The following is a 19,171-nucleotide window of genomic DNA, read 5'->3' as shown; positions in this document are numbered from 1 at the left end:
ACTTGGCGCTATAGTCGGGCGGATGGCCGAGACCGAATCCGCCCGACCCGACCCCGATGCCCTCGCCGAGCTTGCGGCGCGGGAGGGGCGCGGCCGCCTCAAGGTGTTCCTGGGCGCCGCGCCAGGTGTGGGAAAGACCGTCGAGATGCTGGCCGAGGGCAAGCGCGTCCTGGCCGCCGGGCGCGACGTGCTGGTGGGCCTCGTCGAGACCCACGGCCGCGCGGAGACAGAGGCGGCGATCGCCCCGCTCCCCCTCCTGCCGTTGCGCGCCATCGCCTATCGCGGCCAGGTGCTCCAGGAATTCGACCTCGACGCCGCGCTGCAGCGGCATCCCGCCATCCTGCTGCTCGACGAGCTCGCGCACACCAACGCGCCCGGCAGCCGCCACCCCAAGCGCTGGCAGGATGTCGAGGAGCTGCGCGACGCGGGCGTCGAGGTCTGGACGACCATGAACGTCCAGCACCTCGAAAGCAGCGCCGAGGCCGTGGCCCGCGTCACCGGCGTGCGCGTCGCCGAGACGGTGCCGGACAGCGTGCTCGCCGGCGCCGATGCGGTGGAGCTGGTGGACATCCCGCCCGCCGAGCTGCTGGAGCGCATGCGCGCGGGAAAGATCTACCGCCCCGAGCAGGCCGAGCGGGCCATGCGCGGCTTCTTCAAGGAAGGCGCGCTCACCGCGCTCCGCGAGCTGGCGCTGCGCCGCACCGCCGACCGCGTGGATGCCGACGTCACCGGCTGGATGCGCCGCAACGCCGTGGCCGGCCCCTGGCCGGTGGGCGACCGCGTGCTGGCCCTGGTGCCGGGCAATGCACCGGCGGATGCAGTGCTGCACCAGGCGAAGCGCATCGCCGTGGCGCTGCGCGCGCCGCTGCTGGCGCTGCATGTGGAGCAGCCCGGCCAGCCCGGCGATCCCGGCCCCGGCCTTGCCCTCGCGCAGCAGCTCGGCGCCGAGACGGAGGTGACGACGGCGAGCGACCTTCCCACCGCGATTCTCGCCCATGCGCGCGCCCGGAATGCGACGCATATCGTCGTCGGCCGAGGCAACCCGCCGCTGTTGCGGCGGCTCCTCGGCCGCACGCTCATCATGGCGCTGGCCCGCCGCGCGACGGAGTTCGCGCTGCATGTCGTGCCCAATGCCGCCGTCCGCCCCACGCCGCCGCCTCGGCCCTGGCCCGCCTGGACGAGCTGGTTCGCCATCCCGCTCCTGGTGGGCGGCGCCACCCTGGTCTGCGACGCGCTGGACGGCAGGATTCCCGAGGCCGGGCTCGGCATGGTCTACCTCGCCGCCATCGTCGCGATCGCCGCGATCACCGGCCCCGTCCAGGCGAGCCTCGGTGCGGTGCTGTCCTTCTTCGCCTGGAACTATCTGTTCCTGCCGCCGCGCTACACGCTGACCATCGCCTCCGCGCAGGACGTATTGGGCGCCGTGATGTTTGGCGCCGTCGCCGCGCTGCTGACGGGCACGACGGGACGCCTCGGCCGGAACGTGCGCCTGGCGGCCGCGCGCCTCGCCGCGCTGCGGCGCCTCGCCGCGCTCTCGCGCCGGCTGAACGCGCAGGCCACGCTGCCGGAGCTGCAGACCGCCATCGTCGAGGAAGCGTCGCGCATCGCCGGCGGCCCCGCCTGCCTGCTGCTGCCGCTGGACGATGCGCTGGCCGCCACTCTCCCCGGCCAGTTCGCGCGCGAAGCCTCGACGGACGAGCCCGTGCTGCGCGCCATCACGCCGGACCATGCCACGCTGGACGACAGCGCCATGGCCTCGGCGCGCTGGGCCATGGCCAACGGGCGCGAGGCCGGCCGCGGCACGTCGACCCTGCCCAACAGCGCCTGGCGCTTCATTCCCCTCACCGCGCTGCGTGACGGCGAGAGTGCGATGCTCGGCCTGCTCGGTATCCGCCCGGAGCAGGATCATCCGGACCCGGAGGCCGATCGCGCTCTGGCGGCGCTGGTGGACCAGGTCTCCGTCGCGCTGGAGCGCGCGCGGCTTGTCGATGCCGCCGCTCGCGACCGCGCCCGTGGCGAGACGGAGGCGCTGCGCACGGCGCTGCTCACCAGCCTCGGCCACGACCTGCGCACGCCGCTCACCGTGATCCGTGGCGCGGCGGAGACGCTGCGCATCTCGAAACTGTCCGAAGCCACCCGCGCCGACCTGCTCGCCAGCATCGAGGAGGAGGCGACCCGGCTGGCGCGCTGGATGTCGGCCATCCTCGACATCGTGCGGCTGGAGACGGGACAGCTCACCCCGCGCGGCGAGCCTCTCGATGTCGGGCAGGCGATGGAGAATGCCGCGGAGCGGGCGAAGAAGACCTATCCTGGCCGGCGCATCGACATCGACGTGCCGTCCAGCCTTCCGAAACCGCGCCTCGATCCGGCCCTGCTGGATCGCGTGCTGGAGAACCTCGTGGACAATGCGTTGAAGTATTCGGGCGGCACGGTCCGTCTGGCCGCGCGGCAGGACGGCGCGCAGGTCGTGCTCGCGGTGGAGGATGACGGCCCCGGCATTCCGTCCGAGGACCTGCCGCGCATCTTCGATGCCTTCTTCCGCGCGAACCGCAGCGACAGCGTGGCCGCCGGTTCCGGCCTCGGCCTTTCCATCTGCAAGGGCCTGGTCGGCGCCATGGGTGGCCGCATCGCCGCGGAAAGCCCTGTCGCCGCCGGTCGCGGCACCCGCATCACCCTGCGATTCCCGACATGAGCCCCGCACCGCCCGCCATCCTCGTCATCGACGACGAGCCGCAGATCCATCGCTTCCTCGGCCCCGCGCTGGAGGCCGCCGGCTACGCGCCGCTGCGCGCCGACAATGCGCGCGAGGGCCTACGCCTCGCCGCCGCGCGCGGCCCGGCCTGCATCCTGCTCGACCTCGGCTTGCCGGACATGGACGGCAAGGAGGTGCTGCAGCGGCTGCGCGCCTTCAGCCAGATTCCGGTCATCGTCGTCAGCGCGCGGGACCGCGAGGCGGAGAAGGTCGCAGCCCTCGACGCCGGCGCCGACGACTACGTCGAAAAGCCCTTCGGCCTTGCGGAGCTACTGGCGCGGCTGCGCGCCGCGACGCGCCGCGCGCTGATCGCCGAGACGCCCTCTCCCACCATCACCACCGGTCCGCTGGAGGTGGATCTGGAGCATCGCATGGTGCGCGTGGAAGGCGCCGAGGTCGCGGTGACCCCGCGCGAATGGGAGCTGCTGGCGGCCCTGGCCCGCGACCTCGGCAAGGTGGTGACGCAGCGCCGCCTGCTCACCGAGGTCTGGGGCCCCGCGCATGCCGAGGACAGCCAGTATCTCCGCGTCTATGTCGGCCAGCTCCGCCAGAAGCTCGGCGAGGCGGCGCGGCTGCTGCGCACGGAGCCCGGCGTGGGCTACCGGCTGCTCGAGGAGACTTGAACGTCCGCCCGATTGCCGGGAGAGTTTCCCGACATTCCGAACGAGGTCCCATGCCCTACGAGGTCCAACGCGATTTCATCGGCTACGGCGCGAATCCGCCCGATCCGCAATGGCCCGGCGGCGCGAAGATCGCCGTCAACTTCGTGATGAACTATGAGGAGGGCTCGGAGCCGTCCTTCCAGCACGGCGACGGCTATACCGAGGTCGGGCTGACGGAATCCATGGGCCTCGGCCAGGTGAAGACCGGCCGCGACCTCGCCGGCGAGGGGATGTTCGAATACGGCAGCCGCGTCGGCTTCTGGCGGCTGATGCGCCTCTTCCAGGAGCGCAGCCTGCCGATGACCGTCTTCGGCTGCGCGCTGGCGCTGGAGCAGAACCCGGAAGCGGCCGCCGCCATCCGCGCCAGCGGCTTTGACGTCTGCTCGCATGGCTGGCGCTGGGTGAAGCATTTCGAGCTCAGCGAGGACGAGGAGCGCGAGCACATCCGCCTCGCCGTCGCGAGCCAGCAGCAGACGGTCGGCCATCGACCGGACGGCTGGTACTGCCGCTACGGACCTTCCGTGAACACGCGCCGCCTCGTGGTCGAGGAGGGCGGCTTCCTCTACGACAGCGACTATTACGGCGAGGAGCTGCCGCTTTGGCTGACTGTGGAGGGCAAGCCGCATCTGGTCGTTCCCTATTCGCTGACCAACAACGACGGCAAATATTCGGGCTGGATGGGGACCTCGGACCAGTGGTTCTCCTTCATCCGCGACGCCTTCGACATGCTCTATGACGAGGGAGCCAAAGGAAAGCCGAAGATGATGTCGGTGGGCCTGCACATGCGGCTGATCGGCCATCCCGCGCGCGCCATGGGGCTGCAGCGACTGCTGGACTACATGACGAGCAGGCCGGACGTCTGGATCACACGCCGTGTGGACATCGCGAAGCACTGGGTGGCGACGCACCCCTACAAGGCGAAGTGATGGAGCACCTTTCCGTCTCCGTGCGGGACGCGACGCTGCACGTCGCACGGACCGGAAAGGGGCCGGCGCTGCTGCTCATCCATGGCTGGCCGGAATTCTGGCTGACCTGGGAGCCGGTGATGCAGCGCCTCGCCGACCGTTTCACGCTGATCGCGCCGGATCTCCGCGGTTTCGGCGACAGCGACAAGCCGCGCGCCGATTTCGGCGCGGTCGAGCACGCCGCCGATCTGGTCGCGATCCTCGACGCGCTCGGTGTGGAGCGCGCGGGTGTCGTGGGCCACGACGTGGGCGGCGCGGTGATGCAGCCGCTCGCGCGCATGGCGCCGCAGCGCTGGACCGGGCTGTTCTTCTTCGACTTCGTCTATCCCGGCATCGGTGCGCGGATGGGCCTGCCCGACCGGCTCAGCGAGATCTGGTACCAGTCCTTTCACCAGATGGAGATGGCGCCCGCCCTCGTCGGCGCCACGCGCGACTCCTGCCGGACTTACTTCGCGCATTTCCTGCGCCACTGGTCGCACCGGAAGGACGCGTTCGACGAGGTGCTGGAGGAATTCACCGACAACTTCCTCAAGCCCGGCAACCTGGAGGGCGGCTTCGCCTATTATCGCGCCGCGCATGCCGGCCGCATCTCGATGATGAAGGGCGAGACGCCCGCCCTGCCGCCTATCACGGTGCCCACCTGCGTGCGCTGGGCGGAGCACGACCCGCTCTTTCCCTATGCCTGGACGGACCGCCTCGGCGAGACATTCTCGGACCTCGACCTCGCCATGTTCGAGGGCGTCGGGCATTTCCCGCACCGCGAGGATCCCGATCGCGCCGCGAGCGAGATCGCGCGCTTCTTCTCAGCGCACCGCTGAGGCGAAGGCCTCCGCGATCGCGTCGCGCCGCGCGACCCAGACCTGGTTGCCGAGGCTCGCCAGCTGCGCCAGCACGCGCTCGAAGGCCAGGAAGCGTGCCGGGCGGCCCACGATGCGCAGGTGGTAGCCGATGTTGAGCAGCCGCGGCTTCCCGGCGGCGGCCTCGGCCAGCAGGATCTCCAGTGCATCCTCCAGATACTCCACCATCTCGCCCGCGCGGACGAAGCCGTTCGGATGGAAGAACTTCATGTCGTTGGTGTCGAGCGCATAGGGCACCACCAGCAAGCCCGGATGCTTCGGGTCGCGATAGGGCAGGTCGTCGTCGAAGGCGTTGGAGGTGTAGAGGAAGCCGCGCTCCGCCAGCAGCCCACGGGTCCAGATGCTTTCGGAGCCACGGCAGAAGAAGCCGCGCGGGGGCGCGCCGCAGGCCTTTGCGATGGCCGCGATGTTGCGGTCCAGGTCGCGCGCCTCCTCCTCTGATGTCGCGTAGTCGGCATGCGGCCGCCAGAGCCAGCCATGCGCCGCACATTCATGTCCGCGCCGCGCGACCTCCGCGGCCTGCGCCGGCGCGCGCGCCACCGCGCGGCCGCACATCAGGAAGGTGGACTTCAGCCCATGCCGGTCCAGCGCGTCGAGCATCCGCCAGAGGCCGGCGCGCATGCCGTAGGCGAAGATCTGCTCCTGGCCCATGTCGCGCGTGCCGGGGGCGACGACGCTCAGCACCTCCCCCATGCGCTCCGACTGCGGGTCGCCGTCGCCGACCTGCTGCTCGGCCCCCTCCTCGAAGTTGACCACCACCGAGACGGCGAGGCGGGCGCCATTGGGCCAACGGAAATCGGGCCAGGCGCCGCCATAGCCGAGAAGGTCACGCATCATGCCGCCCACCATGCACGCCGCATGCCGCGCGGCCCAGGTCTTGCTTGTATACCAGATGAGCATGTGGAGGGCCCGGTCATGGCCACGGCTGAAGACATCGGCGAACGCATCGTGCGCGCCGTGCTGACGCGCCGGCTCGCGGCCGGCGAGCGCCTCGGCGAGAGCGAGCTCGCGACCCTGTTCGGCTGCAGCCGAACCATCGTGCGCGAGGCGCTGATCCGGCTCGCGGCGCGCCGCATCGTCGCGGTGCGGCCACGGCGCGGCTGGTTCGTCGTCGAACCCGGCGAGGAGGAGGTGCGCCAGGCCTTCGAGGCGCGCCTGGTGATCGAGACCGGCCTCCTGCGCTGCTCGCCCGCCCTGGCGCCGCGGGAGATGGAGCGCATCCGCTCCCACATGACCCGCCAGCGCGCCGCCCTGGGGCGGGACGATGCGGGCCAGAGCACCATGCTGCTCGGCGACTTCCATGTCTGCCTGGCCGAGTGCCTCGGGAACCACAGGCTCGCCGCCGCGCTGCACGACCTCACGGTCTGCACGACGCTGGCCGCGCTGCAGCACCAGACGCCCGAAGAGGCGGTCCACTCCTTCGCCGAGCATGAGGACATCGTGCAAGCCCTCGAGACCGGCGACATGCCCAAGGCGGAGGCATGCATGGCCTTCCATCTGAGCAGCTGGAGGAGGAAGCTGCAGGCCCTCGGTGAGGAGGATGACCTGAGCCGGCTGCGGCGCGCCCTCGTCGCCGCGGAATGACGCGCTGGCACGAGCATTGCTTCCATCTTGCATACAAGATTGGAAAGACCTCGATGCGCGGTGCACCCGCCCATGGCTGACGGCACCGACAGTGCGGCCCGCCTCGGGCATCGGCTCGACATGGACGGCATCCGCGTGCGCTACGGCCAGACGCTCGCCGTACGCGACGTCACGCTGAGCGTCGCGCCCAGCGAGATCCTGGCGCTCCTCGGCCCCTCCGGCTGCGGCAAGACCACGCTGCTGCGCACCGTCGCCGGCTTCATCAAGGCGGAGGCCGGCCGCGTCCTGGTGGACGGCGCGCCGATCGACCAGCTGCCGCCGGGCAAGCGTGGCGTCGGCATTGTCTTCCAGTCCTACGCGCTCTTTCCGCACATGACGGCGGCGCAGAACGTCGCCTATGGGCTGGAAGCGCGCGGGCGCCCCAAATCCGAGATCGTCCGCCGCGTGGAGACCGCGCTCGCCGCCGTTCGCATGGAGGCCTATGGCGAGCGCAAGCCCGGCGCGCTCTCGGGCGGCCAGCAGCAACGCATCGCGCTGGCCCGCGCGCTGGCCATCGAGCCCTCGATCCTGCTGCTGGACGAGCCCTTCGCCGCGCTGGACCGCTCGCTGCGGCTTGATCTCCAGCTCGAGATCAAGCGCATCCAGCGCCGCTTCGGCGTCACCTGCGTCCTCGTCACACACGACCAGGACGAGGCGATGAGCATGGCCGACCGCATGGCCGTGATGAATGCCGGCCGCGTCGAGCAGGTCGCCGCGCCGGCCGAGGTCTACGACAGGCCGGCCTCGGCCTTCGTCGCGGGCTTCGTCGGCACCACGAATCGGCTGCATGGCCGCATCGAGGCGCGCGAGGGCGCGGCCTATCTGGTGCGCCTGGATGTCGGTGCCATCGTCCCGGTCGAGAGCCCGCGAGGCTTTGCCGTCGGTGACCGCGTGCTGCTCTGCGCGCGGCCGGAGCAGCTGGCCCTGCGCGCCGCCGACGACGCCGATCCCGCGACCTGGTCCGGCCGCCTCCGCCTCTCGCTGCCCCTCGGCCCCGCCACGATCCATGACGTCGAGGCCGGCACCGCCGAGCTCAAACTGCACGAATCCCGACGCGGCGCGCCACCGGCGCCCGGCCCCGTCCGCCTCGGCCTCCTGCCCGGCGCGCGCCCCAGCCTCTTTCCCGAAGGAGAATCCGCATGAGCCCGATTCATCGCCGCAGCCTGCTCGCTGCGGGACTCGGCAGCGCCGCGCTGCCCTTCGCCGACGCGCGCGCGCAGGCCGCCATGACGGCCGCCGTCTATCCCGGCGGCTGGGACGAGGCGCTGCGCGCCGTGCTCGCCACGCGGCTGCGCGAGCAGCACAACATCGCCGTATCCTTCGATCCACTCTTCGCGGTGGACCAGATCACCAAGGCCCGCGCCTCGCGCGGGACGCCGCCCTTCGACGTCTTCGTGCTCGATCCGGGCCCGCGCGTGAGCGGCATCGACTTCGGCCTCTTCGAGGCCTTCGACCCGACCAAGCTGCCGAGCGCGGGCGTGCTGCCGACCGGCTACGCGGACCGCTACGGCGCGGCGGTGGCCGCGCAGGTGGTGGGCATCGCCTACAACCCCCAGAAGGTGCCGAAGCCGGCCGGCTGGCGCGACCTCTTCACGCCGCAATACGCGTCCAAGCTCGGCCTCACCGGCTTCGGGACAACCTTCGGCACCATCTCGCTGATCGAAATGGCGAAGGCGCTCGGCGGCTCCGAGCAGAACATGGACCCGCTCTTCACCGAGCTCCGCCGCATCCGCCCGAGCGTGGCGGCGGTGGCGCAGCCGGCGGCGATGCCCGGCCTGTTCCAGCAGGGGCAGATCGACGTGATGTACACCAACACCTACACGGTGACGCTGCTGCGCTCGCGCGGCGTGCCCATCGAATTCGCGGTACCGGAGACGGGCGCCGCCGCCTTCGTGACGACGATGCACATCGCCAAGGGCAGCCGGAACATCCCGCAAGCCTACACCTACATCGACACGATGATCAGCACGCCGGTGCAGACCGCGCTCTCCGCCGACCCCTACTTCTTCGTGCCGGTGAACAAGGAGGTGACGCCGGGCGCGGACGTGCCGATGCGCTCCATCGCCGACATCACCAACTTCGTCACGCATGACTGGGCAGTGATCAACCCGCTGCGCAACGCCTGGATCCAGCGCTTCAACCGCGAGATGGCGGGCTGAACCGGGCATGACGGGGAACGGCGTCTGGCGGCTCGCGCTGCCGCTTGCGATCGCGCAGGCGCTGTTCTTCCTCGCGCCGCTACTTCTGCTCGTCGGCACCTCGGTCGCCACTGACGAGAACATGACGCAGTTCACGCTGCGCGCCTGGCGCGAGGTGCTGGGCGACAGCTTCAACATCCAGTCGCTGCTGAACACGCTGCGGCTGGGCGCGCTGGCGGTGATCGCAACCTCGCTGCTCGCGGTGCCGCTGGCGCTGGTGCACATGGCGGCGGGGCCGGCGCTGAAGCGCGCCATCCTGATCGCGGCGGTGCTGCCGCTGCTGACCTCCGTGGTGGTGCGCACCTTTGCCTGGATCGTCATCCTCGGGCGTGAGGGCGTCATCAACTCGGTGCTGCTTTCGACGGGGCTGACCTCCACACCCGTCGCACTGCTGCAGACGGAGCCCGGCCTGATCATCGCGCTCACGCAGATCGAGATGCCGCTGATGCTGCTGCCGCTCATCGCGGCCACCGCGCGCATCGATCCGGCGCTGCTCGACGCATCGGTCTCCCTCGGCGGATCGCTGTTCCGCACCCTGCACCGCGTGATCCTGCCGTTGGCGCTGCCGGGACTGATCGCCGGCGCCACGCTGGTCTTCGCCAGCGCGGCGACGGCCTTCATCTCCCAATCGGTGATCGGCGGCGGGCGGCTCAACTACCTGCCGTCCCAGGTCTGGCAGCAGGCGATGGTGGTCTTCGACTGGCCGATGGCGGCGGCGATGGCGCTGACGCTCATGGGTTCAGTGCTGATGGTGGCGGGCGCGCTGTCGCTCGTCGGGCGGGGGGCACGGCATGCATAGGCTCACGGGCACGGACAGGCTGGTCGCGCTGGTCATCCTGGCGCTGGCCGCGATCGGGTTCCTGATCCTGGTGGGGCCGGTGCTGATCGTGCTGATCACCTCCTTCACCAGCTCGCGCGCGCTGCGCTTCCCGCCGCCGGGCCTGACCTTCCAGTGGTACCGGGAGCTCTTCGATCCGGTGCGGTCCGCGCAGATCCATGTGGCGGCGGGCAACAGCCTCATGGTCGCCGCGCTCACGGCCATCGCGGCGACGACGCTGGCCACGGGCGCGGCGCTCGCCGTGGCGCGCACGCGGGCGGCCTGGGCGCGCGTCGCCGAGGGCGCCTTCCTCGCGCCGCTGGTGCTACCGGGCATCGCCTTCGGCCTGGCCGCGCTGATGTTCTTCTCCTGGCTGCGTCAGCCGCCCTCGCTGTTCCTGCTCGTGGCGGGCCACACGATGATCGCCGCACCCTTCGCGCTGCGCACCGTCGGCGCGAGCGCGGCCAGCCTCAACCCCGCGCTGCTGGAGAGCAGCGAGGTGCTCGGCGCCTCGCCCTGGCGTACCTTCCGCAAGGTGGTGCTGCCGCTGATCATGCCCGGCGTGGCGGCGGGCGCGTTCCTGTCCTTCGTGTCCTCGCTGGACAACGTGCCGGTGTCGCTGTTCCTGTCCTCGGCGCAGACGGACATGCTGCCGATCCGCCTCTGGGGCATGATGGAGACGGCGCTGGACGTGCGCGTGGCCGCGGCCTCCGGCGTCCTCGTCGCCGTGGCCTTCGTTCTGCTGCTGGTGATGGACCGCGCGGTCGGGCTGACGCGGCGGATGTCCGTCTAAAGCGTGATGACCGAAGGCGCGAAGGCGCCGGGGGTCTGAATCACGCGCTAAAACAAAAGGCTAGACCATGATGCCTGAGCGAATGCGAACGCATCATGGTCTAAAGCGCCACGTCCCGATTGACGTCCTTGTAGAGCAGATAGGCCGTCTCGCCCCATCCGGTCGCGTAGAACTGCTGCGGCACGTAGGGGCCCATCCAGATGAAGTCGTCCTTCCAGCACTCGTGCCAGTCGCGCCCAAGGAGGTAGAGCCCCTGCCCTTCGAGCATGTAGAGCCCGTGCTCCATGATATGCGTCTCGACGAAGGGAAAGTAGGTGCCGGGCGCGAAGGACAGGATGTTGACCTCCATGTCCATCTCCATCCGCGCCTCGCCGAGCAGATACTGCCAGGCGCGCCCCGTGGTGTGCTTCACGACGCGCGGCGATTCCTGGCGGCTGCCGAAGAGATGGCCGGGTGGCGCTAGGCCGGGCGCCGGCTCGAAGCGGCGCTTGATCCAGATGATGCGCGCCGCCGTGTCGGCGAGGATCGTGTAGGCAGCCCCCGCCGGCACATAGGCGAAGCCGCCGGCAGAGAGCGAGCGCGTCTCCGCGGGCACGCCGATCTCCACCTGGCCGTCCAACACATAGAAGAAGTGCTCCAGCCGGTCCTCGCGCGGTGCCGTGGTGCCGCCGCCCGGCTCCATCACCAGCAGCGCCTGGGCGAAGCGCGCGCCCATCTGGGGGCTCGTGTGGAAATGCACCTTGGTCTTCACGAAGCCGGGGAGCCGGCTTTCGAGGATGCCCTCCGGCGGCATCACCGCGTAATGCGGCGTCACCATGGTGCGGTTGTTCCCGAAGATGCCGGGCGGGATGGTTCCAGGAAGCATGCTCATTCCAGCCTCTCGTCGGGCGGCGCGATGACGGTGGCGAGGTCGCGCAGCAGGGTCTTGTTGGGCAGCGGATCGAGCCGCATCTCGCGTGGCTCCAGGCGAGCGGTGCAGGCGTAGATGACCTTGCCGTCCAGCAGCATCATGCACTCCTTGCAGGCATTCGCGTTGAGGCAGGCGTAGCGGAAGGCGAGCGTCGGATCGCGGGCGATGCGCAGGCGGCGGAGGCCATCGAGGACGGACTCGCCGGGCTCGAAAGCGATCTCGAACTCGTCGCGGCGCGGCGCATCGCCGATGCCGCCGCGATGGATGGAGAGCGTGGCGACAGGCATCAGGCGGCCACCGGCAGGCGAGAGAGCGTGAGGCGCTCCCCGCGCATCTCCAGCAGCTGATTCACGCGCCAGGCCTCGTCCGTCTCGGAAAAGTCCTCGCGCTGATGGGCGCCGCGGCTCTCGGTGCGCGCTGTCGCGGCCTGCACCACCGTCTCGGCCACGAGGATCATCTGGCGCAGGTCGAACCAGTCGAGCCGCGCGAGGTCATGGGGCACGCCCGGAACGCCGGGCGGCGCATCGCCGATCTCCTCGCGCATCGCTTCCAAGGAGGCCGCAGCGCGCGCCAGACCGGCTGCGGTGCGGAACGGACCGACATCCGTGGACATCAGCCGCTGCAGCCGCGCGAGCATCTCGGCGGTGTTCGCCTCGGGGGCCCTCGCGTGCAGGCGCCCGGTCGCGGTCGCGGCGGCGGCACGCGAGAAGGCGGGCGTCTCCCCGGAGGCCGCGATCCGCGCCGCCTCGGCACCCGCGACGCGCCCATAGGCCAGCGCCTCGGTGATCGCATTGCCGGAGAGCCGGTTCGCGCCATTGGCGCCGCCCACGGCCTCGCCGGCCGCCAGCAGTCCCGGGATGTTGGTGCGCATCGCCGTATCCACGCGCACGCCGCCCATGTGGTAGTGGGCGATGGGCGAGACCTCGATGGCGTCGCGCGTGAGGTCGATGCCGTTCGCCGCGAGCCTGTCGATCACCGGACCGAAGGCGCTGCGGAGCTCCGCCTCCGGCACATGCGTGAAGCTGAGCCAGGCCCCGCCGGCGGGCGAGCCGCGGCCGGCCTCGGCCTCCTTGGTGATCGCATAGGTCGCGAGGTCGCGCGTGGTGCTGTACTTGCCGTTCTCGGCATCGCCGCCCCAGCGGTCGAGGAAGTCTTCCATCGCGCCGTTCAGCAGCCGGCCACCGAGCTTGTAGCGGAAGGGATCCCACATGATCGGGTCCATGCCGATCAGCCGCGGCGCGAGGTGCCCGATCGGGAAGAACTGCACGAACTCCATGTCCTGCAGCACGGCGCCCGCGCGCAGCGCCAGCGCATAGCCGTCGCCCGACATGTTGAGGCTCGCGCTGTTGCGCGCGTAGAGCCGCGTGAGCCCGCCCGTCGCGACGATGGTGGCGCCGGCGCCGATGGTCAGCGCCTCGCCCGTCGCGACATGCAGCGCGGCCGCGCCCGTCACCGCACCGTCCTGCACGATGAGGTCCGTCACCGCGACCTCGCCGATGCGCCGGATCGCCGGCCCCACGCGCTGCACCTGCGCGCGCAGCGTACGCGAGACGGCGGGGCCGGTGGCGAGGAAATCCACATAGACGCAGCGCGGCCGGTCATGCCCCGGCGCCTGGACCGCGGCGAAGCCGTTGCCGCTGCGCGCCCAGCCGACCTTCCACGCATCCATCTCCAGGATGCATTCCGCGCCGACCTCGCAGAGCAGCGCCGCCAGCTTCGGATCGGAGAGCCCGCGCCCCGCCGTCAGCGTGTCGGCGAGGTGATGCTGCCAGTGGTCATCGGGCCCGACGGCGGCGGCGACGGTCATCTGCGCCATCACCGTCGCGCCGCCGCGGCCGATCAGGCTGCGGTCCAGCAGCAGCACCCGCTCGGCGCCGCGCCGGGCCGCCTCGATCGCGGCGTACATCCCCGCGCCGCCCGCGCCGATGATGAGGACATCGGCTTCCAGATGCCGCACGTCCGCGGTGCTGTTCACGATCATGCGCCGCAGCATAGCCCCGCACGGGCGCGTGCCTAGTCGAGGTGGATGTTCGCGGTCCGGATCACGCGGCCCCAGGCCTCCTGCTCCTCCTTCACGAGCTCGGCGAGCTGCGGCGTGGTCATCGGCTCGGCCACGGAGGCCTGGCCGCGCAGGATCTCCAGCATCTGCGGATCCTGCAGGCCGCGCGCCACCGCCTCGTTGAGCAGCGCCACGACCGGCGCCGGCGTGCGCGCCGGGGCGAAGAGGCCCTGGAAGATGCTGACGGAGAGGTCCACGCCCTGCTCCTTCATCGTCGGCACGTTGGGCAGCAGCGGCAGGCGCTCCGGCGAGAGCACGGCAAGCACGCGGACATTGCCATCGCGCGCCAGCGCCTCGGCCGCGCCGGCGGGCAGGATCATGGAATCCACCTGGCCTGCCGCCAGCGCCTGCGCCGCCGGCGCCGCGCCGGTGAAGGGCACGTGCAGCAGCTCGATCCCGGCCGTCTCGGCGATGCGCAGCATGGCGATCTGCGAGACGCTGCCCACGCCCCAGCTCGAATGCGTCAGCCCGCCCGGCCGCGCCTTGGCCGCGGCGACGAAGGCGCGGAGGTCCGCAAGGCTCCGCTGGGTCGGCCCGACCGCGAGCGCGAGCGGCACGCGGGTGATGAGGTTCACCGGGATGAAGTCGCGCTCCGGCACGTAGGGCAGGTTGCGCATCGCCGCCGGGTTGACCGCATGCGTGTCGGTGACGCCCACCAGCATCGTCAGCCCGTCCGCCGGCGAGCGCGCGACCAGCGTCGCACCGATGCTGCCATTGGCCCCCGGGCGGTTCTCCACGACGACGGTATGGCCGAGCGTCGCCGTCATCGGCTGCATCAACCCGCGCGCGAGGATGTCGGTGATGCCGCCGGGATTGTAAGGCACGACCAGCCGCACCGTGCCGGAGGGCAGCGCCGACTGCGCCAGGGCAAGGCGGGGCGCGGCGAGGCCGAAGGTGAGCGTGGCCAGGGAGCGGCGGGACAGAACGGGCATCGGACCTCCAGTGAGGAAAGGCCGGCGTTGTTCTCCCTGCGGCGGATATGAGCAGACGAAGCGGGATCGAGGAAGAGGCTTCTACGCCGTCGCCAGCGCGGCACGCAGCAGCCGCTGCAGCTGCGCGGCGGCTTCGCCGTCCAACGCAGCCAGCGTGCGCCGATGGGCCTCGCGCGCCGCGGGCTCGATGCGCGGCAGCAGCGTGCGACCGGCCCGCGTGAGCGTGCAGAGCATGGCGCGCCCGTCCGACGCGTCGCGCCGGCGCTGGATCAGCCCGCGGGCCTCCAGCCGCCCGAGCGTGCCGGCCGCCGTGCTGCGGTCGAGCGCCACGTCGGCGGCCAGGGTGCTCTGGTCGGCCGTGCCGCGCGCGGCGATGGCGCTGAGCAGGCTGTACTGCACCGGCGTCACGCCGAACTCCGCGGTGAGCTCCATGAAGAGCGCGACGTGGAGCTGGTGCAGCCGGCGGATGAGGAAGCCCGGTCGATCGGCGAGCGGCCAGGCCTCTTCTGCCGAGGAATCGGGCGTCGCCGCCGCGCCCCTGCCGCGATTCCGTGCAGGCGTCCCGTCGAGCTCCAAGGCAGGCCTCCGAAGTCGATTGCGCCGGCCGGATTGCGCCGCGCATATCTTCAGCATACGTAACATCTGCCGGAGAAGATCGCCATGCCCACGCTCTCGCGCCGCTCGGCCCTCATCGCCGGCTCCACGCTGCTGGCCGCGCCGCATGTGGCCCGCGCGCAGGCCGCGATCAAGCTGACGCTGCCCTGGCTGGCCCAGGGCTCGACCGCCTATTGCTACATCGCCAAGGAGATGGGCGCCTTCTCCCGACGCGGCCTGAACGTCGAGACCTCGCGCGGCTTCGGCTCCGTCGCCGCCGCGCAGGCGTTGGCGCAGGGCCAGTTCGACTACGCCGTGGTCGGCGCCGGCCCGATGATCCTGGCCGCGGCGCGCGAGTTGCCCATCACCGGCCTCGCCACCGTCAACTACGACATGACCATGGGCATCATGATCCGCGCGGACAGCCCGATCCGCACCGCGAAGGACCTGGATGGCAAGCGCATCGGCGCCGTGCCGACATCAGCGGAATACCCCTTCTGGCCGGCCTTCGCGCGCCGCGCCGGCGTGGACCTCTCGAAGATCACGATTCAGCAGGTGGACAACCGCGTGCTGGAGCGCTCGCTGATCGACCGGCAGGTGGACGCCATCACCTCCATCGCCTCCTCCAGCATCCCGGTGATGCAGGCGCAGAACGCGCAGAGCCGCTTCATCCCTTATTCCTCCGCCGGGCTGAACTTCTACGCCAACGTCATCTGCACGCGGCCCGAGACGCTGCGCGCCAACGCGGCCCAGGCCGAGGCAATCACCGATGCGCTGCTGGAGGCTACGGCCTTCCAGCTCCGCGAGCCGGAACGCGCGCTGGACATGTTCGTCAAGCAGGTGCCGGAGATCGGCATCACCTCGGGCGGACGCGAGAATGCGCGGCTGTCCCAGGGCATCATGCAGGCGACGATCCTGCGGCCCGAGGCGATCGACGGCGGCCTCGGCATCACCGACATGGCCGCCTGGAACGCCATGACCGACCTCGTGATGGAGTTCGGTGCGCCCGCCGACGCCAAGCGCCCGGCCACCGACGCCATCATCACCAACCGCTTCGCCGGCAAGATCAAGCTGACGCCGGCCGAGTGGGCAGCACAGAGCACACGCCTCGCGCCCTTCAAGGCGATGCTCGGGTGATCCGCCTCCGCGGAGTCCGCAAGACCTATGCCTCGCCGGCCGGTCCGGTCGAGGCGGTGGCGGGCGTCTCCTGCGACATCGCGGAGAGCGAGTTCGTCTCGATCCTCGGCCCCTCGGGCTGCGGCAAGTCCACACTGCTGATGATGCTGGCGGGGCTGGAGAGCATCACCGCCGGCAGCATCGAGATCGACGGCAAGCCGTTGGAGGGACCCCGCCGGGATGTGGGCCTGGTCTTCCAGGACGCGACGCTGCTGCCCTGGCTCTCCGCGCGCGACAACGTGCTCTTCCCGATCAAGATGATGCGGCTGCCGCGCCAGGACTACGTCGCGCGCGCCGAGGAGCTGCTGACCTCCGTCGGCCTCGGCGACTTCATGGAGAAGCGCCCGCGCGAGCTCTCCGGCGGCATGCGGCAGCGCGTGGCGCTCTGCCGCTCGCTGATCCAGCAGCCTTCCATCATGCTGATGGACGAGCCCTTTTCCGCCCTCGACGCCATCACGCGCGACGAGATGGCGCTGGTGCTGCTCGACCTCTGGGCCCGGCACCGCAAGACCGGGATCTTCATCACCCACAGCATCCGCGAGGCGGTGATGCTCTCCGACCGCGTGCTGGTCATGACGCGCCGTCCGGCCGTCGTCGTGGCCGACATCCGCATCCCCTTCGCCCGCCCGCGCGACGAGACCGTGCAGGACAGCGCGGAGTTCATCGCGATCGTGGCGCGGCTGCGCGGCATGATCGAGCACAGCATCCGGGCCGCGGCATGAGCGCCACGGAGACTGTGCTCATCCCGCCGCAGGAGGCGGCTACCGCCCTGCCTCCGGCCGAGCGACGCAGCCTCGCCGACCACCCGCTGACGCGCCTGCTGCTGCCGCTGCTCTTCGCGGCCGCGGTGATCGGCCTCTGGGAGGCGATGGTGACGTGGTATGCAGTGCCGGAGGTGATCCTGCCCGCGCCGAGCCGCGTCTGGCGGCGCATCCTGCAGACCTGGCCCTTCCTGCTGCAGCACGCGGTGCCGACGGGCGGGGAATCGGCGCTGGGCTTCGTGCTCGCCACCGTGCTCGGCATGGGCATCGCCCTGCTGCTGACCTATTCGAAATGGGCCTATGTGACGCTCTATCCCAATGTCGTGCTGCTCCAGCTCATCCCCAAGATCGCGCTGGCGCCGCTCTTCATCGTCTGGCTCGGCATCGGCTCCTCCTCGCGGCTGGCCTTCTCGGTCTTCATCGCCTTCTTCCCCGTGGTGATCGCGACCCAGACCGGGCTCAACGCCACGCCGCCGGACATGCTCCGCCTCTGCAAGGCGCTGACGGCGCGGTCCTGGCAGGTCTTCCTCTCGGTGCGCTTCCCCTATGCCCTGCCGCATATCTTCGCCGGGCTGAAGATTGCCGTGACCTTCGCCATCATCGGCGTCATCGTGGGCGAGTTCATCACGGCCCAGGCCGGGCTCGGCTATCTCGTCCTCTTCGCCGCCAGCCAGGCGGAGACGGCGCTCGTCCTGGCCTCCATCGCCATGCTCTGCGTGGTGGGCCTGCTGCTTTACGGAATCGTCGCCGGGCTGGAGCGGATCATCCTGCGCAGATTCGGTCACTGAGGAGGAATAGGCCATGCAATACGACACCCTGCTGAAAGGCGGCCGAGTGGTCTGCCCCGCCTCCGGCATCGACGGCGTCATGGACGTCGCGGTGAAGGACGGCAGGATCGCCGCCATCGAGACGGAGATCCTGCCCAGCACGGCGAAGGAGGTCATCTCCGTGAAGGACCAGATCGTCCTTCCCGGCATGATCGACACCCACGCGCATATCTACACCTACGTGTCCGGCCGCTTCGGCCTGCCCGCCGACATGGCCGGCGTGGACAGCGGCGTGACCTCGCTGGTGGATCAGGGCGGCGCCTCCTGCATGACCCTGCCGGGCTTCCGCGAGTTCATCGCCAAGCCCGCGAAATCGCGCGTCTTCAGCTTCATCAGCGCCTATGTCGTGGGCGGGCTGGAGGGGCACTACTACCCGACGCTCTACGGTCCCGAGAACGTGGATGTCGATGCCACCGTGAAGATGGCGCACGCCCATCCCGGGCTCGTGCGCGGCGTGAAGGCGCATGCGGAGCTGGGCGGCATCGCGCGCTACGGCCTCGAGGTGATGAAGAAGGCCGCGCAGATCGGGCGCGAGGCGGACCTGCCGGTCTATTGCCACTTCGGTCAGCTCTGGCCGACGCCGACCGGCGGCACCAACGGCGTCGATCCCGACGAGATCCTGCCGCAGATCATCCCGCTGCTGCGCCCCGGCGACATCCTCGCGCATCCCTTCACGCGCCATCCCGGCGGCTTCGTGGATGCGCGCACGGGCAAGGTGCACGAGATCGTGCAGGCCGCACTGGATGCCGGGCTGAAGACGGATGTGGGGCATGGCTCCCACTTCTCCTTCAAGATGGCGCGGATCAGCCTCGACGCCGGCATCATGCCGGACACGCTGGGCGCCGACATGCACGGCTACAACACCCGCATGCCCGCGCCCGGCACGCCCGACAAGCATTCGGATCCGGAAGAGGATCATCCCTTCACCGGCAAGGCCCGCTTCTCGCTGACCCTGGCGATGAGCGAGATGCTCGCGCTCGGCGTGCCCTTCGAGAAGGTGATCCGCATGGTCACCACCGGCCCCGCCGCGATGCTGCGCATGGACGACGGCATCGGCACGCTGCGCATCGGCGCCGCGGCGGATGTTTCCGTCCTCAACGACCTGCGGGGGAAATTCCGCATGGCCGACAACGAGGGCACGGAGGTCATCGCCGACCGCCTGCTGCAGCCCGCCTTCTGCCTGAAGGATGGGGTGCGCTACGATGCCACGGCGCCCATCCTGCCGGCGGCCATCGCGGCCTGAGC

19 protein-coding genes are annotated in these 19,171 nt (G+C 70.7%); 13 read left to right on the top strand and 6 right to left on the bottom strand.

The genetic code is table 11. The features are described 5' to 3' along the window. Nucleotides 1-22 precede the first annotated feature (22 nt). The 4 genes from AC1ROY_RS24175 to AC1ROY_RS24160 are packed head-to-tail and all read left to right on the top strand — an operon-like array spanning nt 23 to nt 5,197. The gene (locus AC1ROY_RS24175) at nt 23-2,692 is read left to right on the top strand and encodes an ATP-binding protein (protein WP_493151463.1); all 2,670 of its coding nucleotides are present in this window, start codon (nt 23-25) and stop codon (nt 2,690-2,692) included. Further along, the gene (locus tag AC1ROY_RS24170; protein ID WP_493151462.1) at nt 2,689-3,375 is read left to right on the top strand and encodes a response regulator; all 687 of its coding nucleotides are present in this window, start codon (nt 2,689-2,691) and stop codon (nt 3,373-3,375) included. Before AC1ROY_RS24175 ends, AC1ROY_RS24170 begins: the two co-directional genes overlap by 4 nt. Before the next feature lie 50 nt (nt 3,376-3,425). Then, on the top strand, nt 3,426-4,340 hold the full coding sequence (locus tag AC1ROY_RS24165) for an allantoinase PuuE (RefSeq protein WP_493151461.1): 915 nt from the start codon (nt 3,426-3,428) through the stop codon (nt 4,338-4,340). Next, complete coding sequence (locus AC1ROY_RS24160; protein WP_493151460.1) at nt 4,340-5,197, top strand: alpha/beta fold hydrolase; 858 nt, start codon at nt 4,340-4,342, stop codon at nt 5,195-5,197. Before AC1ROY_RS24165 ends, AC1ROY_RS24160 begins: the two co-directional genes overlap by 1 nt. Here AC1ROY_RS24160 and AC1ROY_RS24155 read toward each other — a convergent pair. Further along, on the bottom strand, nt 5,183-6,073 hold the full coding sequence (locus tag AC1ROY_RS24155; protein ID WP_493151459.1) for a polysaccharide deacetylase family protein: 891 nt from the start codon (nt 6,071-6,073) through the stop codon (nt 5,183-5,185). The two genes, AC1ROY_RS24160 and AC1ROY_RS24155, sit on opposite strands and share 15 nt — an antisense overlap. Before the next feature lie 78 nt (nt 6,074-6,151). Here AC1ROY_RS24155 and AC1ROY_RS24150 point away from each other — a divergent pair, with 78 nt between their 5' ends. The 5 genes from AC1ROY_RS24150 (at nt 6,152) to AC1ROY_RS24130 (ending at nt 10,667) form a co-directional block, all read left to right on the top strand. Next, nucleotides 6,152-6,820: a GntR family transcriptional regulator gene (locus AC1ROY_RS24150; protein ID WP_493151458.1), complete on the top strand. Its 669-nt coding sequence runs from the start codon at nt 6,152-6,154 to the stop codon at nt 6,818-6,820. A gap of 72 nt (nt 6,821-6,892) precedes the next feature. Further along, nucleotides 6,893-8,002, top strand: coding sequence for an ABC transporter ATP-binding protein (locus AC1ROY_RS24145; RefSeq protein WP_493151457.1), 1,110 nt, complete (start codon nt 6,893-6,895; stop codon nt 8,000-8,002). After that, on the top strand, nt 7,999-9,018 hold the full coding sequence (locus tag AC1ROY_RS24140; RefSeq protein ID WP_493151456.1) for an extracellular solute-binding protein: 1,020 nt from the start codon (nt 7,999-8,001) through the stop codon (nt 9,016-9,018). The genes AC1ROY_RS24145 and AC1ROY_RS24140 overlap by 4 nt, the downstream gene beginning before the upstream one ends. 7 nt (nt 9,019-9,025) lie before the next feature. Further along, nucleotides 9,026-9,856 carry an ABC transporter permease gene (locus AC1ROY_RS24135; RefSeq protein ID WP_493151455.1) on the top strand — a complete coding sequence of 277 codons (831 nt, stop codon included), beginning with the start codon at nt 9,026-9,028 and terminating at the stop codon, nt 9,854-9,856. Next, nucleotides 9,849-10,667 (top strand): ABC transporter permease, encoded by an 819-nt coding sequence (locus tag AC1ROY_RS24130; protein ID WP_493151454.1) that lies wholly within the window; start codon nt 9,849-9,851, stop codon nt 10,665-10,667. Before AC1ROY_RS24135 ends, AC1ROY_RS24130 begins: the two co-directional genes overlap by 8 nt. A 100-nt stretch (nt 10,668-10,767) precedes the next feature. Here the strand turns inward: AC1ROY_RS24130 and allE are convergent, their stop codons facing one another. From allE to AC1ROY_RS24105, 5 genes are all read right to left on the bottom strand, one after another. Continuing rightward, nucleotides 10,768-11,538, bottom strand: coding sequence for a (S)-ureidoglycine aminohydrolase (gene allE, locus AC1ROY_RS24125; RefSeq protein ID WP_493151453.1), 771 nt, complete (start codon nt 11,536-11,538; stop codon nt 10,768-10,770). Beyond that, a complete protein-coding gene (locus AC1ROY_RS24120) occupies nt 11,535-11,864 on the bottom strand; it encodes a 2Fe-2S iron-sulfur cluster-binding protein (protein WP_493151452.1) in 330 nt (109 codons plus the stop codon). The genes allE and AC1ROY_RS24120 overlap by 4 nt, the downstream gene beginning before the upstream one ends. Beyond that, the gene (locus AC1ROY_RS24115; protein ID WP_493151451.1) at nt 11,864-13,552 is read right to left on the bottom strand and encodes an FAD-binding protein; all 1,689 of its coding nucleotides are present in this window, start codon (nt 13,550-13,552) and stop codon (nt 11,864-11,866) included. Before AC1ROY_RS24115 ends, AC1ROY_RS24120 begins: the two co-directional genes overlap by 1 nt. A gap of 38 nt (nt 13,553-13,590) precedes the next feature. Further along, on the bottom strand, nt 13,591-14,568 hold the full coding sequence (locus AC1ROY_RS24110) for a Bug family tripartite tricarboxylate transporter substrate binding protein (protein WP_493151450.1): 978 nt from the start codon (nt 14,566-14,568) through the stop codon (nt 13,591-13,593). 81 nt (nt 14,569-14,649) lie between these two features. Further along, entirely contained in the window at nt 14,650-15,144 is a 495-nt protein-coding gene (locus AC1ROY_RS24105; RefSeq protein WP_493151449.1) for a MarR family winged helix-turn-helix transcriptional regulator, read from the bottom strand. 84 nt (nt 15,145-15,228) lie between these two features. Here AC1ROY_RS24105 and AC1ROY_RS24100 point away from each other — a divergent pair, with 84 nt between their 5' ends. From AC1ROY_RS24100 to AC1ROY_RS24085, 4 genes are read left to right on the top strand one after another with little or no spacing between them, the layout of a single operon-like run. Next, the gene (locus tag AC1ROY_RS24100; protein ID WP_493151448.1) at nt 15,229-16,299 is read left to right on the top strand and encodes an ABC transporter substrate-binding protein; all 1,071 of its coding nucleotides are present in this window, start codon (nt 15,229-15,231) and stop codon (nt 16,297-16,299) included. Next, a complete protein-coding gene (locus AC1ROY_RS24095) occupies nt 16,296-17,060 on the top strand; it encodes an ABC transporter ATP-binding protein (protein WP_493151447.1) in 765 nt (254 codons plus the stop codon). Before AC1ROY_RS24100 ends, AC1ROY_RS24095 begins: the two co-directional genes overlap by 4 nt. Further along, entirely contained in the window at nt 17,057-17,887 is an 831-nt protein-coding gene (locus AC1ROY_RS24090) for an ABC transporter permease (protein WP_493151446.1), read from the top strand. Before AC1ROY_RS24095 ends, AC1ROY_RS24090 begins: the two co-directional genes overlap by 4 nt. 13 nt (nt 17,888-17,900) lie before the next feature. Beyond that, the gene (locus AC1ROY_RS24085; protein WP_493151445.1) at nt 17,901-19,169 is read left to right on the top strand and encodes an amidohydrolase/deacetylase family metallohydrolase; all 1,269 of its coding nucleotides are present in this window, start codon (nt 17,901-17,903) and stop codon (nt 19,167-19,169) included. Nucleotides 19,170-19,171: the final 2 nt, after the last annotated feature.

This window comes from Roseococcus sp. GW821-FHT12F05 (genome assembly GCF_058806835.1).
The sequence above is the reverse complement of the archived record's forward strand: the minus strand, read 5'-3'. Positions and strand labels throughout refer to the sequence as shown.